13 protein-coding genes are annotated in these 14,551 nt (G+C 71.3%); 5 read left to right on the top strand and 8 right to left on the bottom strand.

The features are described 5' to 3' along the window. Positions 1-30: 30 nt before the first annotated feature. The 3 genes from AB8A24_RS41325 to AB8A24_RS41335 all read left to right on the top strand — a co-directional run bounded on the left by AB8A24_RS41325 (position 31) and on the right by AB8A24_RS41335 (position 2,797). Positions 31-1,263, top strand: coding sequence for an AI-2E family transporter (locus AB8A24_RS41325; RefSeq protein ID WP_369479076.1), 1,233 nt, complete (start codon positions 31-33; stop codon positions 1,261-1,263). A 103-nt stretch (positions 1,264-1,366) separates the two neighbouring features. Next, positions 1,367-2,068, top strand: a complete 702-nt coding sequence (locus AB8A24_RS41330) for a hypothetical protein (protein ID WP_328961872.1) — start codon at positions 1,367-1,369, stop codon at positions 2,066-2,068. Positions 2,069-2,077: 9 nt separating this feature from the next. Beyond that, the gene (locus AB8A24_RS41335; RefSeq protein ID WP_328961871.1) at positions 2,078-2,797 is read left to right on the top strand and encodes a hypothetical protein; all 720 of its coding nucleotides are present in this window, start codon (positions 2,078-2,080) and stop codon (positions 2,795-2,797) included. A 61-nt stretch (positions 2,798-2,858) separates the two neighbouring features. On the opposite strand, the gene AB8A24_RS41340 is transcribed toward AB8A24_RS41335, so the two are convergent. Continuing rightward, a complete protein-coding gene (locus tag AB8A24_RS41340; RefSeq protein ID WP_030712103.1) occupies positions 2,859-3,395 on the bottom strand; it encodes an alkyl hydroperoxide reductase in 537 nt (178 codons plus the stop codon). 3 nt (positions 3,396-3,398) lie between these two features. Continuing rightward, complete coding sequence (locus tag AB8A24_RS41345) at positions 3,399-3,953, bottom strand: peroxiredoxin (RefSeq protein WP_033218387.1); 555 nt, start codon at positions 3,951-3,953, stop codon at positions 3,399-3,401. A gap of 135 nt (positions 3,954-4,088) precedes the next feature. Between AB8A24_RS41345 and AB8A24_RS41350 the strand changes: the two genes are divergently transcribed. Continuing rightward, positions 4,089-5,036 carry a hydrogen peroxide-inducible genes activator gene (locus AB8A24_RS41350; protein WP_328961870.1) on the top strand — a complete coding sequence of 316 codons (948 nt, stop codon included), beginning with the start codon at positions 4,089-4,091 and terminating at the stop codon, positions 5,034-5,036. Between the two features lie 47 nt (positions 5,037-5,083). On the opposite strand, the gene AB8A24_RS41355 is transcribed toward AB8A24_RS41350, so the two are convergent. From AB8A24_RS41355 to AB8A24_RS41375, 5 genes are all read right to left on the bottom strand, one after another. Continuing rightward, the gene (locus AB8A24_RS41355; protein ID WP_369479075.1) at positions 5,084-7,456 is read right to left on the bottom strand and encodes an FtsX-like permease family protein; all 2,373 of its coding nucleotides are present in this window, start codon (positions 7,454-7,456) and stop codon (positions 5,084-5,086) included. After that, a complete protein-coding gene (locus AB8A24_RS41360) occupies positions 7,453-8,142 on the bottom strand; it encodes an ABC transporter ATP-binding protein (protein ID WP_266482754.1) in 690 nt (229 codons plus the stop codon). Before AB8A24_RS41360 ends, AB8A24_RS41355 begins: the two co-directional genes overlap by 4 nt. Beyond that, positions 8,139-8,663, bottom strand: a complete 525-nt coding sequence (locus AB8A24_RS41365; RefSeq protein WP_266380636.1) for a PadR family transcriptional regulator — start codon at positions 8,661-8,663, stop codon at positions 8,139-8,141. The genes AB8A24_RS41360 and AB8A24_RS41365 overlap by 4 nt, the downstream gene beginning before the upstream one ends. Positions 8,664-8,788: 125 nt before the next feature. Continuing rightward, positions 8,789-9,022 carry a hypothetical protein gene (locus AB8A24_RS41370; protein ID WP_030010967.1) on the bottom strand — a complete coding sequence of 78 codons (234 nt, stop codon included), beginning with the start codon at positions 9,020-9,022 and terminating at the stop codon, positions 8,789-8,791. After that, on the bottom strand, positions 9,019-9,927 hold the full coding sequence (locus AB8A24_RS41375) for an SPFH domain-containing protein (RefSeq protein WP_161296657.1): 909 nt from the start codon (positions 9,925-9,927) through the stop codon (positions 9,019-9,021). Before AB8A24_RS41375 ends, AB8A24_RS41370 begins: the two co-directional genes overlap by 4 nt. Before the next feature lie 232 nt (positions 9,928-10,159). Between AB8A24_RS41375 and AB8A24_RS41380 the strand changes: the two genes are divergently transcribed. Beyond that, a complete protein-coding gene (locus tag AB8A24_RS41380; RefSeq protein WP_328961867.1) occupies positions 10,160-12,424 on the top strand; it encodes a transglycosylase domain-containing protein in 2,265 nt (754 codons plus the stop codon). 78 nt (positions 12,425-12,502) lie between these two features. On the opposite strand, the gene AB8A24_RS41385 is transcribed toward AB8A24_RS41380, so the two are convergent. Next, a complete protein-coding gene (locus tag AB8A24_RS41385) occupies positions 12,503-14,428 on the bottom strand; it encodes a SpoIIE family protein phosphatase (protein ID WP_369479077.1) in 1,926 nt (641 codons plus the stop codon). Between the last annotated feature and the right edge of the window lie 123 nt (positions 14,429-14,551).

Raw genomic sequence — 14,551 nt, forward strand, 5'->3', positions numbered from 1 at the left:
GGCGGACGGTGTCGGGACCGGTTCGGCCGCGTGCACCGGTGCGGCGGCCAGAAGGCTGACGATCAGCCCTGCGGCGGGCACGCCGGCCGCCCCTCGACCCAGGACGTGCCCGTGCGCCCCGATCCGGCGAGCGTCGTCCCCTGGGGGATGCGCGTCGCCGCCGAGGCCAGCTGGCGGCTGCTGCTGCTCGCCGGGATGCTCTGGGTGTTGATGAAGGTGATCAGTGAAGTCCGCCTGGTCGTCCTCGCCTTCGCCGCCGCCATGCTCGTCACCGCGATGCTCCAACCCTTCGTGGTCCGGCTGCGCAGACTGGGCCTGCCGCGCGGTCTGGCCACGGCCGTCACGGCGATCCTCGGCTTCGTGGTCATCGGGCTCGTCGGCTGGTTCGTGGTCTGGCAGGTCATGGAGAACCTCGACGACCTCTCCGACCGGGTCCGCGACGGCATCAACGAGCTCAAGCTCTGGGCACTGGACAGTCCGTTCCACGTGACCGAGAAGCAGATCAACGACATCGCGAAGAACCTCAGCGAGACCATCGGCACCAACACCGAGCAGATCACCTCCGCCGGACTGCAGGGCGTGACGGTGCTCGTCGAGGTCCTGACGGGCATTCTGCTCGCGATGTTCTCCACGCTCTTCCTGCTCTACGACGGCAAGCGCATCTGGAACTGGGCGCTGGGCCTGGTCCCGTCCGCCGCCCGCGCCGGTGTCGCGGGTGCCGGTCCGCGCGCCTGGCGCACGCTGACCGCGTACGTGCGCGGCACGGTCATCGTCGCCCTCATCGACGCCATCTTCATCGGCCTCGGCATCTACTTCCTGGACGTGCCGATGGCGGTGCCGCTGGCCGTCTTCATCTTCCTGTTCGCCTTCATCCCGCTGGTCGGCGCCGTGGTGTCGGGAGCCCTCGCGGTGGTCGTGGCGCTCGTGACCCAGGGCGTGTTCACCGCCCTGATGGTGCTGCTGGTGGTACTGGCGGTGCAGCAGATCGAGGGTCACGTGCTCCAACCCTTCATCCTCGGCCGGGCCGTACGGGTGCACCCGCTCGCGGTGGTGCTCTCGGTGGCCGCCGGCGGCATGATCGCGGGCATCGGCGGGGCGGTCGTCGCGGTGCCGCTGGTGGCCGTCACCAACACGGTGGTGGGCTATCTGAAGGCGTACTCGCGGGAGCAGCACCACCTCGGCTCCGGAATGATCGGCCCGGGCCCGCACGGTTCCACGGCCTTGAGCGTGGCCCCCGAGGGCGAGGGGCACGTCACACCCTGACCGTCCCCCCGGAACCAGATATTCCGGCGATCGGGGCTGCGATGATCGAACTGATTCGCGTGCCGACGGCATCGCTGGGGAAAAGTGACACTGGGGGACAGGCATGATCACCGATCCGGAGCTCGGCGAGTGGCAGACCGAGGCTTTGGAGCCGGCCCGTTCGGCGGACCGACTCGCTCCGCGCGAGCGGGCGACGGGCGCTCCGGGCCCGCGGTCGTGGCTGTGGGCGCTGGGCGGTGCCCTGGTCGCGTCGGCGGTGTGGGCGGGCGGACTGTACGCGTCCGGGGACCGGACGGCCGAGCCGGAGATCTCCTACCGGGCGTCGAAGAACCTGTGCCAGGACTTCAAGGCGCGGGCGCTGAGCGGGATCACCGGGGACATGCACACGAAGAAGCCGGTGAACCACGAGAGCGACCATCCGGCCGTGTACGTGGCCCGCTGTGGCCTGGCGAACGCCGGCAAGGACGGGGTGGCCCCGGACTTCGCCGTGGTCGCCCAGGTCGGCCTGCACAAGAAGACCGATCCCTCGGCCGAGTTCGACGCACCGGACCTCCGCGTCCTCGCCTACGCGGGCGGCGTGCGCACGGCGGCGGTGCCGGACCTCGGGGAGCGTGCCGTGATGAACGTGGTGACCGGAGAGAGCTGGCTGATCCTCAAGGTGCTCGACGGCGGAGTGGTGTTCACCGTCGAAGCGGGCGCCGGCACCTTCGCGGAGACGAACGGCCGACCCGCCACCGACGTCGACGCGGTGCAGGCGGCGATGATCGAGGACACGCGTGAGCTGATGGCGGCACTCAAGAAGTAGGGGGCGCGCATGATCGGGGAGCCCGAGCTCGACGGGGAGTGGGGGCCGGCGGCCCCGGCCGAGGTCGTGGAGGGCGTCGTGGAGCCCGCGCCCGTACGGGTACGGGTACGGGCGTGGCCGTGGCGGTGGGTCGCGGCCACGGTGGTGGCCACCTCCGCGCTCTGGGCGGGCGGGTTGTACGCCTTCGGGGAGCGGGCGGTCGAGCCCGAGATCCGCTACCGGGTCACGGACGACCTGTGCGGCCAGTTCAGGGCCCCGGCCCTGGAAGGGCTGCTCGGCGGGCTCGCGGATGCTTCACCGGAAGCCGGCATCCGGCATCCGGCGCTGGACTGGGCGTCGTGCTCCCGCAACGGCGACAGGCCGGCCGTGACCGGGGGCGTGTACGTCATGGCCACGGTCGAGTTGCACAAGAAGACCGATCCGGCGCCGGAGTTCACGGCCGACCCTCCCGCCGGCCTGTTCCACGCGGCCGACGGCGACGGGTGGGAATCCGTGCCCGGTCTCGGGGAGGAGGCCCTCGTCTCCCGCGCCGGTGGCGGTGGCGGCCTCACCCTGCGCGTCCGTGACGGCGGCGCGGTGTTCTCCGTCTCGGTGGTGGTCTTCCCCGTGACGGGCCAGGACGGGGCCGACCCCCGGGCGGAACCCCTGCCGGACCCCGACCGGGAGGCTGTGGTGGCCGCGGCGGTCGAGGACGCGCGGGCGCTGATGACCGCGCTGCGCACGAGCTGACAGCACAGGGCCCCGCGACCGTTTCCGGTCGCGGGGCCCTGTGTCGTCGTACGGGGTGCCGTTACTCGGCGGCGAGGGCGGCCTCGGCGTCGAGGGTGACGGCGACGGCCTGGATCACGGAGGCGATCTTGAAGGCCTCCTGGATCGTCTCGCGGTCGACGCCCGCCTTGCGCAGGACCTGCTCGTGCGAGTCCAGGCACTGGCCGCAGCCGTTGATCGCGGAGACCGCGAGCGACCACAGCTCGAAGTCGACCTTCTCCACGCCCGGGTTGCCGATGACGTTCATCCGCAGGCCCGCGCGCAGCGTGCCGTACTCCGGGTCGGAGAGCAGGTGCCGGGTGCGGTAGAAGACGTTGTTCATCGCCATGACCGCGGCGGCGGACTTGGCGGCGGTGTACGCCTCCGGCGAGAGGTTCGCCTTCGCCTCGGGCTCCAGCTCACGCAGGACGAGCGGCGAACGGGCGGCGATCGCGCAGGACAGGACGGTGCCCCACAGCTGCTGCTGCGGGAGGTCGCTGTTGCCGATGACCGAACCGAGGTTCAGCTTCAGGTCCTTGGCGAAGTCCGGTATGGCCGACTTCAGGGAGTCGAGGGACATCCGTCACTCACCGGCCAGCAGCGCGCCGGCGTCGATGGTGTTGTCACCCTTGTTCCAGTTGCACGGGCACAGCTCGTCGGTCTGCAGGGCGTCGAGGACCCGCAGGACCTCCTTGGGGTTACGGCCCACGGAACCGGCGGTCACCATCGAGAACTGGATCTCGTTGTTCGGGTCCACGATGAAGACGGCGCGCATCGGCAGGCCGTCCTCGCCCAGGATGCCCAGCTCGGTCGACAGCTCGCGCTTGATGTCGGACATCATCGGGAAGGGCAGGTCACGCAGGTCGGCGTGGTCCTTGCGCCAGGCGTGGTGCACGTACTCGGAGTCGAGCGAGAAGCCGAGGATCTGCGCGTCGCGGTCGGCGAACTCATCGTTCAGCTTGCCGAAGGCGGCGATCTCGGTCGGGCACACGAAGGTGAAGTCCAGCGGCCACGCGAAGACGACCTTCCACTTGCCCTCGTGGGTCTTGTGGTCGATCTGCGCGAACTCAGCTCCGGCCTCGAGCGAGACACAGGCGGTCAGGTCGAAGGTGGGGAACTTGTCACCAACAGTGAGCACGCGCTCTCCTTATACAGTGGAAAATAACCCTTTTGGGGGTTTTCCGATGGGGTTGGACGTATCTCACATGCTGACACACCTGCATTGATTACAGAAATAGCTACTCTTGTGCCGGGTGATCGGAGGTACCTATCAGTGGCTGTCAGTAGTAGGGGAACGAAGCAACCGACGCTCGCACAACTGCGCGCCTTCGCGGCCGTCGCCGAGCACCTGCACTTCCGGGACGCCGCCGCGGCCATCGGCATGAGCCAGCCCGCGCTCTCCGGAGCCGTCTCCGCGTTGGAGGAGGCCCTCGGCGTGCAGCTGCTGGAGCGCACCACCCGCAAGGTGCTGCTCTCCCCGGCGGGCGAGCGGATCGCGGCGCGGGCCCAGGTGGTGCTCGACGCCATGGGCGGGCTGCTGGAAGAGGCCGAGGCCGTGCGGGCGCCCTTCACCGGGGTGCTGCGCCTCGGGGTGATCCCCACGGTGGCGCCGTACCTGCTGCCGACCGTGCTCGGGCTCTTCCACCGGCGCTACCCGCGCATGGACCTCCAGGTGCACGAGGAGCAGACCGCCTCGCTGCTGGAGGGCCTCGGCGGCGGACGCCTGGACCTGCTCCTGCTCGCGGTGCCGCTCGGGGTACCCGGAGTGAGCGAACTGCCCGTCTTCGACGAGGACTTCGTCCTGCTCGCACCCCGGGAGCACCCGCTGGCCGGGCGCCGGGACATCCCGCTGGAGGAACTGCGCGGACTGCAGCTGCTGCTGCTCGACGAGGGGCACTGCCTGCGCGACCAGGCCCTCGACATCTGCCGGGAAGCGGGTCGGACGACCGGCGCGGACGTCACCACGACCGCCGCCGGGCTGTCCACCCTCGTACAACTGGTCGCCGGGGGACTGGGCGTGACGCTGTTGCCGCGCACCGCGCTGCGCCTGGAGACCGCCCGCAACGAGTACCTGTCCACCGGGTACTTCGCCGAGCCCGCGCCCTCCCGGCGGATCGCCCTGGCCATGCGGACCGGGACCGCCCGCCAGGAGGAGTTCAGGGCGATCGCCGCCGCGCTGCGCGAAGCCGTACGCCCGCTCCCGGTCTGGCCCACCGACTAGGGGGTGTCACCGGGAACGGGCGTACGGGGTTCAGGAGGGCCCCGGGGTCACTCCGTGCGCAGGCCGTCCGGGCGCATCAGCCGCAGCAGCGGCGGCAGGCTGAGCAGGGTCACCACGACCACCACGCCCGCGCCGGCCGCCGTCATCCCGAGCACCGACGCCCAGTCGATCCGGAGCGGCTGGGCGGCCATGCCCATCAGGACGGCGCCCAGCCCCACGCCCGCCCCGGCCGCCAGCACCAGACCCAGCACGATCGGCACGGCCGTCTGCCACAGCACCGACAGGCTCAGCGTGGAGCGCTTGGTGCCGAAGGCGACCAGGGCGCAGAGCAGCCGCTTGCGTTCGCGCAACTGCTCCAGCTGGGAGACGAGCAGGCTTCCACCGATCAGGACCAGGACGGCGGTGGCGCCGAAGAACAGCCCCGTGCGGATCGAGGAGTAGCCGGCGGCTTCCGTGGTGTCCCGCAGCGTCATCGTCGTGACGAACGGGTCCGCCTTGAAGACGGCGTTGCGCGCCCGGTCCAGGGCGTCCGGACCGGACTCGTCGACCTGGACGTAGACCTGCGCGTCCGGGAACCTGCCGATGTCCTTCGGCGCCGCCGACGGGGTCACCAGCAGGCCGCTGCGCAGCTGTCCGGTGGGGTCCTCCCGGCTGGGGACCGTGCGGGCGTCCGCCGGGACCTTCCACTTCGCCGGACCGGGCCGGTCGGACGTCCCGGACGCGGACGCGGAGCCGTACCCGTACCCCCGGACGTTGCCGACGAACAGCTCGTCGCCGGGCTTCGCCGTGGCCCCGTAGACGTCGTCCCGGGAGGGGGAGCCGGTCACGACGAAGGCGTCCCCGTCCTTGCAGGAACCGAGCGTCGCGACCTCGCCGAGCGCGTCGCAGGTGCCGATGGTCACCTGGACCGTCTCCTCGTCCGCGGGCACCTGGTGGGCGGCCTGCGTGGAGGTCAGCGGGACGGCGCGGGTGACGCCCGGCACGGCGGCGATCCGCTGCGCGAGGTCGTCCATGGACGTCTCGGACTCGCGGTTGACCATGACCGCGACGGCGGCCCGGCCGGGATCCTGGCCGGTCGACTTGGTGTAGTCGCCCTCGACACCCGCGAAGAGCATCTGGAGGGCGATGGCGCCGGCGACGGCCACGGCGATGCCGTTGACGAGCCGCGCGGCGGCGCCGCTGTTGACCTGGAGCCGCCGCACGGCCAGCTGCCAGGAGACCGGGCCGCCGGATATCTTCGCGACGAATCGTTCCAGCAGCCAGGGGATCAGGACGGTGACCCCGACCAGCAGCAGCACCACGCCTCCGGCGACCTGCCACTGGTTGAACCTGCCGTGGTCGTTGCCGCGGCCGCCCAGGGGCAGGAGCAGGCCGATTCCGACCAGCGGGAGCAGCAGCCGCCACCAGATGCGACGCCGGGAGGGCTTGGCCGTACGGACGACGCCCAGCGGCTCGATGACCACACCGCGCAGCGCGAACAAGGTCACGGCCACCGCCGCCGCAGGCACCGCGAGGGCGACCAGGACGGCGAGCCAGGGCGCCGGGTCCAGGTCGGCGGGGAAGACGCTGCGCTGCTGGAGGCTGACGCTGCCCACCAGGGAGCGGCCGACGGCGAAGAAGCCGGCGCCCAGCACCAGTCCGATCAGCGAGCCGGCCAGCGCCTCGCCGGCCGCGATCCGGCGCACCATCCGGCCGTCGGCGCCGACCAGCCGCAGGGCGGCGAGCCGCCGGTCGCGCCGCTCCCCGCCGAAGCGGACGGCGGTGGCGATGAACACGGCGACGGGCATCAGCAGGGCGACGAACGTCAGGACGACCATCAGCATGAGCACGGGGTCGAGGCCCTCGCGGTCCGTGTCGTGGCCGAAGCCGGTGACGCGCTGGACGCGGTAGTCCTCGGGGCCGTTCTTCAGGAGGGTGTCGCTGCCCAGGTAGAAGAACAGTTCGCCGGGGCCGACCAGCCCCGGGGCGCCGACGATCTCACTGACCCGCGCGTCGAGCCGCTCGCGCAGGAGGGCGCCTTCGGAGGACTTCAGCAACTCGTCGAGGGCGGGGGAGAGGGCCATCTCGCCCGGGCCGGGGATCCGCTTCAGACCGGGCGGCAGCGGGGCGTCCGGGCCCTCGGCCCGGATCATGTTGCCCTCGATGTCCTTGTGCCGGTACGTCTGGCCGATGCGGGCGATCAGCAGGGTGTCGGGCCCGGGGGTCTCGGCTCGCTCGGAGTTCAACGTCGACCGTGCGTCGCCGCGCTCGTACCGCTGGGCGAGGGCGCCGGGGATCGCGGTGCTGATGAGCAGCAGGGCGACGCCGAGACCGACACCGATACCGGTGAGCAGGGTGCGGGTCCATCCCTCGCGGCCGCCGCCGAAGGCGAAGCGGGTGCCCATGCCGAGATCGCGGGCCCAGACCTGGAGCCGGCTCATACGATCCGCTCCATGTCGCGGGATTTGCCGTCGCGTACGACGATCTCCCGGTCGGAGTAGGCGGCCACGCGCGTCTCGTGCGTGACGAGCACGACGGCGGAGTTCGCGGACCGGGCGGCCTCGGTGAGCAGCTGCATGACGAGTTCGCCGTTGAGGGAGTCGAGGGCTCCGGTGGGCTCGTCGGCGAAGATCACCCGGGGGCCGGTGACCAGGGCGCGGGCGACGGCCACGCGCTGCCCCTGGCCGCCGGATATCTCGCCGGGCCGCTTGGCCGCGAGGTCCTCCACCTGGAGCTGCTCCATCCAGCGCAGTGCGGTGCGTTCGGCCTCCTTGCGCTTGACGCCGGTCAGGCGCAGGGGGAGGGCGACGTTCTCCACGCAGGTCAACTCCGGTACGAGCTGGCCGAACTGGAAGACGAAGCCGAACTCGGTGCGGCGCAGGGCGCTGCGCTCGGCATCGCTCAGGGAGGTGAGCTCGCGGCCGGCGTAGGTGATGGAGCCGGAGTCGGGAGGGACGATGCCCGCGAGGCAGTGCAGCAGCGTCGACTTGCCGGAGCCGGAGGGGCCCATGACGGCGACGACCTCGCCGGGGTGGATGGAGAACTCGGCACCGTCGAGGGCCTTGGTGGCACCGAACGCCTTGCGCAGGTCCGTCGCGGCGAGGAGGGAACCGGCAGGGGGCATCATCGGCGGACCTCCCGCGCGAGCTGGTCGAGGCGGGCCGCGGTGAGCTCCAGCCACCGCAGGTCCGCCTCCAGGTGGAAGAGGGCGTGGTCGCAGACGAGCTGGTCGGCTATGTCGCCCTTGCGCTTGCGCTGGGTGAGGATGCGCATGAGGCGCAGGTGCTCGGCGCGCTGGGTGTCCAGCAGTTCGTCGGCGCGGCGGCCGGTGAGCAGGGCGAGGACGACCTTCGTGTAGAGGGTCGAGTGGAGGTACGGCTCGGGCTTCTCGGGCTGGGAGAGCCAGGCCTCGACGTCGGTGATCCCGGCGTCGGTGATGGCGTACCGCTTGCGCTCGGGGCCGCCACCGCTTTCCACGCCGTCGACCTCGACGAGGCCGTTCTTCAGGAGCCGGGACATGGTCGAGTAGACCTGCCCGTAGGCGAGGGGCCGATCGTGGCCGAACTTTTCGTCGAAGGTCCGCTTGAGGTCGTAACCATGGCGCGGGCCGGCCTCTAGGAGGCCCAGGAGCGTGTGACCGATGGACATGGCCGCGACTCTACACTGCGTGTATACGCTGAGTGTATAGAGGGCGGGACGGGTGCCCTGCGGCGACTGCGGCATGAGTGTGCCCCGACGGGGCCGGGGTCTCCGGCCCCATCGGGGCACAGGGGTCATTCCGTGGGCTTGGGCGGCCGCCCCCGGCGCGGGATGGGGCCGGGGGCCGACGGGAGGCGGCCCGCCTCGGCGAGGGCCCGGCGGAGCAGGAACTCGATCTGCGCGTTGGCGCTGCGCAGTTCCTCGCCCGCCCAGCGGGCCAGCGCGTCGTAGACCTGCGGGTCGAGCCGCAGCAGCACCTGCTTGCGCGCCTGCCGGCCCGCCGGTTTCTCCTCGCCGCCGGGGGTCACTGGTAGAGGGTTCCCGTGTTGACCACCGGCTGGGCGGCGCGGTCGCCGCACAGGACGACCATCAGGTTCGAGACCATGGCCGCCTTGCGCTCCGGGTCCAGGTCCACGATGTCCTGCTCCGCCAGCCGGGTCAGTGCCAGCTCGACCATGCCCACCGCGCCCTCCACGATCTGCTTGCGGGCCGCCACGACCGCGCCCGCCTGCTGGCGCTGGAGCATCGCGGAGGCGATCTCCGGAGCGTACGCGAGGTGCGTGAAGCGGGACTCGATGATGTGCACACCGGCCGCGTCGACGCGGTCGCGCAGTTCGACCGCCAGCTTCTCGGTGATCTCCTCGGCGTTGCCGCGCAGCGACAGGCCGCCTTCCTCGTGCGCGTCGTAGGGGTACTCGATGGCGATGTGCCGGACCGCCGCCTCGGTCTGGGTCTCGACGAACTCCGTGAAGTCCTCGACCTCGAAGGTGGCCCGGGCCGTGTCCTCGACCCGCCACACCACGACCGCCGCCAGTTCGATCGGGTTGCCGTAGGCGTCGTTGACCTTCAGGACGGCCGTCTCGTGGTTGCGCACCCGGGTGGAGATCTTCTCGCGGGAGGTCAGCGGGTTCACCCAGCGCAGCCCGTCGGCACGGATGGTGCCCTTGTAGCGGCCGAACAGCTGGACGACCCGGGCCTCGCCCGGCGCCACCGTGTTCAGCCCGCTCATGGCGAACACGGAGGCGAGGCCCAGGAGTACGCCGAGGGCTATCAGGGTCACCTTGGCCGCGACGGCCGCGAGCACCGCGCCGGCGACGATCAGGCCCGCGCCCGCCAGCAGACCCAGCAGCCCGAGCAGCAGAGCCAGGCCGCCGCCGACACTGCGCGCGGTGAACTCCCGTACTCCGTCAGGGGTGGCGTTTTCGTTCGTCATGGTTTGCCCCGTTTCTCAGCTCGCGGTCGGTCGGACCGTCTAGCAAAGTGATATCACTTTTTTGCGCTACGGCAACCCTTCGGCTTAGGTGGGCGTCGGTTCCCTTGATGTGGGTGCTGATTCTCACGTCCGAAATGACCTTAATTGGTCATGGTTGGCCAACTTTTATCACAGCCTGCGGTGTTAGCTTTCTGAGCTGACGTCGGGGGGGTAATCGAGCGGAGCGGGAGCGATGGGCCGAGCAGAAGTGCGTAAGGCGCAGCAGCAGCGCGGTGCGCGGCGTGCGCCGAGCGGACGCGCGCAGGGCACCAAAGGAAGCGGAAGTACCGGTAAACGCACGGGTATACGCCGCTTCTTCACCTGGAAGAAGATCCTGGGTACGTTCTTCGGGCTGATGCTGCTCGGCATGGCCGCACTGGTCGGCCTGTACTTCTACGTCGAAGAGCCGGACCCCAACAATCAGGCGCTCCAGCAGAGCAACGTCTACAAGTACGCAGACGGCACGATCATGGCCAGCAAGGGCAAGGTCAACCGCGAGATCCTGCCGATCGACAAGATTCCGATGGACGTGCAGGAGGCGTTCATCGGGATCGAGAACAAGTCCTTCCGCAGCGACCAGGGTGTGGACTTCAAGGGACTGGCCCGCGGTCTTTGGAACACGGCGACCGGGCGCGGCAAGGCCGGCGGCTCCACGATCACCCAGCAGTACGTCAAGAACTACTACCTGACCCAGGACCAGACCGCGAGCCGCAAGCTCAAGGAGCTGGTGATCTCCCTGAAGGTCGACCAGCGCATGAAGAAGCCCGAGATCCTCGCGGGCTACCTGAACACCAGTTACTTCGGGCGCGGCGCGTACGGCATCCAGGCGGCCGCCCAGGCCTACTACGGCGTCGACGCCAGTCAGTTGAGCCTGGAGCAGGGCGCGTACCTCGCCACCCTCGTCCAGGCCCCCAGCCAGTACGACTGGTCGACCGCCGGCGACGACACCAAGAAGCGGATCATGATCCGCTACAACGCCACGTTCGTGAACATGGTGGAGAACGGCAAGCTGGACGAGGCCAAGCGCCAGACGCTGAAGTTCGCCGAGCCGCTCCCGCCGCAGCCGCCGGCGGGCATGGACGGCCAGAAGGGGTACCTGGTCCAGGCGGCCGAGGCCGAACTCAACGCCCAGGGCGTCGAGAGGAAGCTGATCGACGCCGGTGGCTGGACCTTCACGCTGAACATCGATCCGAAGAAGCAGGAAGCGCTGGAGAAGGCCGTCCAGGACGAGCTGGAGTCCAAGCTCGACCGCAAGGACACCAAGGGCAAGCCCCAGGACCAGAGCGTGCAGGCCGGTGCCACCTCCGTGGACCCGAAGACCGGCGCGATCGTCGCGATGTACGGCGGTACGAGCCTGAAGGACCACTGGTCCAGCAACGCCCTGCGCAAGGACTACCAGCCGGGCTCGACCTTCAAGCCGATCGTGCTCGCCTCCGCGCTGGAGAACGGCGCGAAGACCCAGGACGGCAAGCCGATCACGCCGAACGCGCTCTACGACGGCACCAGCAAGCGCGCGGTCGTCGGCAGCGACATCCCGTTCGCCCCGCAGAACCAGGAGGACCGCAACTTCGGCACCCCGATGATGACGGTCCAGGAGGCGACCAACTTCTCGGTCAACTCCGTCTACGCGCAGATGATCGTGGACGTCGAGCCGCGCAACGTGAAGAAGACGGCCCTGGCCCTCGGCATGAAGGACCGTGAGGGCTGGCCCGAGGACAAGCCGGCCATGTCGCTCGGCACCATGAGCGCCAACACCGTCGAGATGGCGGGCGTCTACGCCACCTTCGACAACCACGGCAAGAAGGTCACGCCGACCATCATCAAGAAGGCCGAGCACAAGGACCGCGAGGTCGCGCCGGCCCAGCCCGTCGGTTCCCAGGCCATCAGCCGCCAGACCGCCGACACCGTCACCAAGGTGCTCACGGGCGTCGTCAACGACGAGGGCGGCTCCGGCAACAAGGTCCGCAGCAGCGCCTACGAGGCCGCGGGCAAGACCGGTACCACCGAGAACAACGTCTCCGGCTGGTTCTCCGGATTCACCCCGGAGCTGGTCACCGTCGTCGCGATCTTCGGTGAGGAGCCCGTCACCGCCAAGCAGGTCACCCTGACCGGTACGGCCGGCCTCGGCCGACTGGGCGGATCCAGCTTCCCGGCCTCGATCTGGAAGGCGTACACGCTCGCCGCCCTCAAGGGCAACGCGGGCAAGTTCCAGCTGACCGAGGCGGAGATGGGCGCCGTGCAGACGCCGTCCCGCAGCGCCTCGCCGACGCCGTCGCCGTCGCCGTCCTCCAGCGCCCCGGCGGCCAGCAGCAGCCCGCCGGCGTCCCCGACGCCGACCCCGACGCCCACGGCGACCAAGACGACGCCGACGCCGACCCCGACGCCGACCCCGACGCCCACGCCGACCAAGACCAACGGTCCCAAGCCGCCGGACCCGCCGCTGCTGCCCGAGCACTAGGCAGTGCCGACATACGAAAGACCGCCGCCCCGCAGCCTTCGAAGGCTGCGGGGCGGCGGTCTTTCGTATGTCGCGCGATCAGCGCCGTTCGGGCTGCCCCGGCAGCGACAGCTCGAACCAGACGACCTTTCCGCTGCTGAGCCGCGTCGCGCCCCAGCGGCGGGCCATCCGGTTGACCAGGAACAGACCGCGGCCGCCCTCGTCGGTGTCCCGCGCCCGGCGCTGGCGCGGCAGCTGCGGAGAGTCGTCGCCGACCTCGCAGCGCAGTACGTCCGTCCGCAGCAGGCGCAGGGTCACGGGCCGCTCCGCGTACCGCACGGCATTGGTGACCACCTCGCTGACCAGCAGCTCCAGCGAGTCGCTCAGCTCCTCCAGGCCCCACCGGGTCAGAGCGCGCCGGGCGAACCGGCGGGCCCGGCCCGGGGCGGTCTCCTCCGGGTCCAGGAACCAGTACGCGACGTCGCTGGGCGCGATCCCGTCGAACCGGGCCGCGAGCAGCGCGATGTCGTCGTCCCGGTCACCGGGGCCGAGCATGTCCAGCACGTCGTCGCAGAGCGCCTCCAGCGGCGGCGGGTGGTCCAGGCCGGTCAGCTGGGCGGTGGTCGCCAGGCGCTCGCGGAGCTGCTCGATGCCGGTCCACACGTCCCGCAGGCGCGACTCCACCAGCCCGTCGGTGTAGAGCAGCAGGGTGCCCCCGGCGGGCGCGTCCAGCTCCACGGCCTCGAAGTCCACGCCGCCGACGCCGATGGGAGCGCCGGGAGGCACGCGGAGCACCTCGGCGCGGCCGCCCAGGTGCAGCAGGACCGGCGGCGGGTGGCCCGCGTTGGCGATGGTGATCCGGTGCGCGACGGGATCGTAGACGGCGTACAGGCAGGTGGCCATGCGGTCGGAGCCGAGGCGCTGCGCCTGCTCGTCCAGGTGGTGCAGGACCTCGGCGGGCGGCAGGTCCAGCTGCGCGAGGGTCTGCGCGGTGGTGCGGAGCTGGCCCATGATCGCGGCGGAGGTCATGGAGTGGCCCATGACGTCGCCGACGACGAGCGCGACGCGGCTGCCGGGCAGCGGTATGGCGTCGTACCAGTCGCCGCCGACCCGTGCCGTCTCGGCGGCGGGCAGGTAGCGGGAGGCGAGCCGCACCCCGGTGGGCTGCGGGAGACTGTCGGGCAGCATGGTGCGCTGCAGCTCGTCGGCGATGTACGCCTCACGGCCGTACAGGACCGCCTTGTCGATGCCGAGCGCGGTGTGGGTGGCCAGTTGGGCGGCGACCAACAGGTCGTTCGGCTCGAAGGCGGGCCGCTCGGGGCTGCGCAGGAAGACGGCGGCGCCGATCACCCGGCGGCGGCCGCGCAGCGGCGCGAGGACGGCCCGGTTGCCGCGCGGCAGCGGGTGGTCCACGCCGAGCAGCTCGGGCAGCGCGACCCGGGCGGCGGCGGACGACGCGAAGACGGGCCGTACGCCGCGCAGCACCTCGGCGAGCGCGCCGCCGGGCCGGATCTCGCACAGCTCGGCCGCGGGCAGGTCACCCTGCGGGCCGACCAGCGGCAACTGGCTGAAGTCGAGCTCGCCGGTGGCCCCCGCGGCCCCGGCGAGGTCCATCCCCGCGCCGATCGTGCTGCTCAAGTCCGTCAGGTCGTCGATAGGCCGGAGCCGGTCGGTGCGCCGGAGCCTTAAGACGACCGGGCCGACGGGCCGCTCGTCGCCGACCGGGAGCGGGTCGCGCAGGTACACGAGGATGGCGTCCGAGAAGGTCGGCACGGTGGCCCGGCACAGGCCCAGCACGATCTCGTCGAGGTCGATGCCGCGGGCGATCCGCCGGGTGGCGGCGCCGACGAAGCGCAGCCGGTCCCCCTCGCGGCGCGCGGCGGTCGCCTCCCCGGTGCCTGCGACCGGTGTTCCGGTCCCGCCGCCTCCGTGCCGGCCGGCGCCACCGGCACCGGCGACCGCCCCGGCGTCACCGTGGGTCGCGCCGTCGCGTGGGCGGGCGTTGTCGTGGCCCGGGTCCGGCAGCTGTCCCTGCGCCTGCGCCTGCGCTTGGCCCTGGGGGCAGTCCGCGCCGGCCGGAACGTCCCCGGCCGCGGCGCCGCGTCCCGGGTCCGGGGCGCGGCCGGTGCCCTGCTGCTCGCCCTCGGC

This window comes from Streptomyces sp. BF23-19 (assembly GCF_041106355.1).
GTDB classification, from domain to species: domain Bacteria; phylum Actinomycetota; class Actinomycetes; order Streptomycetales; family Streptomycetaceae; genus Streptomyces; species Streptomyces virginiae_A.

What these genes read in the sequence shown, in the direction of transcription:
- AB8A24_RS41335 (WP_328961871.1), top strand. Translation starts at nt 2,078, where the DNA reads ATGATCGGGGAGCCCGAGCTCGACGGGGAGTGGGGGCCGGCGGCCCCG.
- AB8A24_RS41365 (WP_266380636.1), bottom strand. Translation starts at nt 8,663, where the DNA reads ATGTCCATCGGTCACACGCTCCTGGGCCTCCTAGAGGCCGGCCCGCGC.
- AB8A24_RS41360 (WP_266482754.1), bottom strand. Translation starts at nt 8,142, where the DNA reads ATGATGCCCCCTGCCGGTTCCCTCCTCGCCGCGACGGACCTGCGCAAG.
- AB8A24_RS41355 (WP_369479075.1), bottom strand. Translation starts at nt 7,456, where the DNA reads ATGAGCCGGCTCCAGGTCTGGGCCCGCGATCTCGGCATGGGCACCCGC.
- AB8A24_RS41340 (WP_030712103.1), bottom strand. Translation starts at nt 3,395, where the DNA reads ATGTCCCTCGACTCCCTGAAGTCGGCCATACCGGACTTCGCCAAGGAC.
- AB8A24_RS41380 (WP_328961867.1), top strand. Translation starts at nt 10,160, where the DNA reads ATGGGCCGAGCAGAAGTGCGTAAGGCGCAGCAGCAGCGCGGTGCGCGG.
- AB8A24_RS41375 (WP_161296657.1), bottom strand. Translation starts at nt 9,927, where the DNA reads ATGACGAACGAAAACGCCACCCCTGACGGAGTACGGGAGTTCACCGCG.
- AB8A24_RS41330 (WP_328961872.1), top strand. Translation starts at nt 1,367, where the DNA reads ATGATCACCGATCCGGAGCTCGGCGAGTGGCAGACCGAGGCTTTGGAG.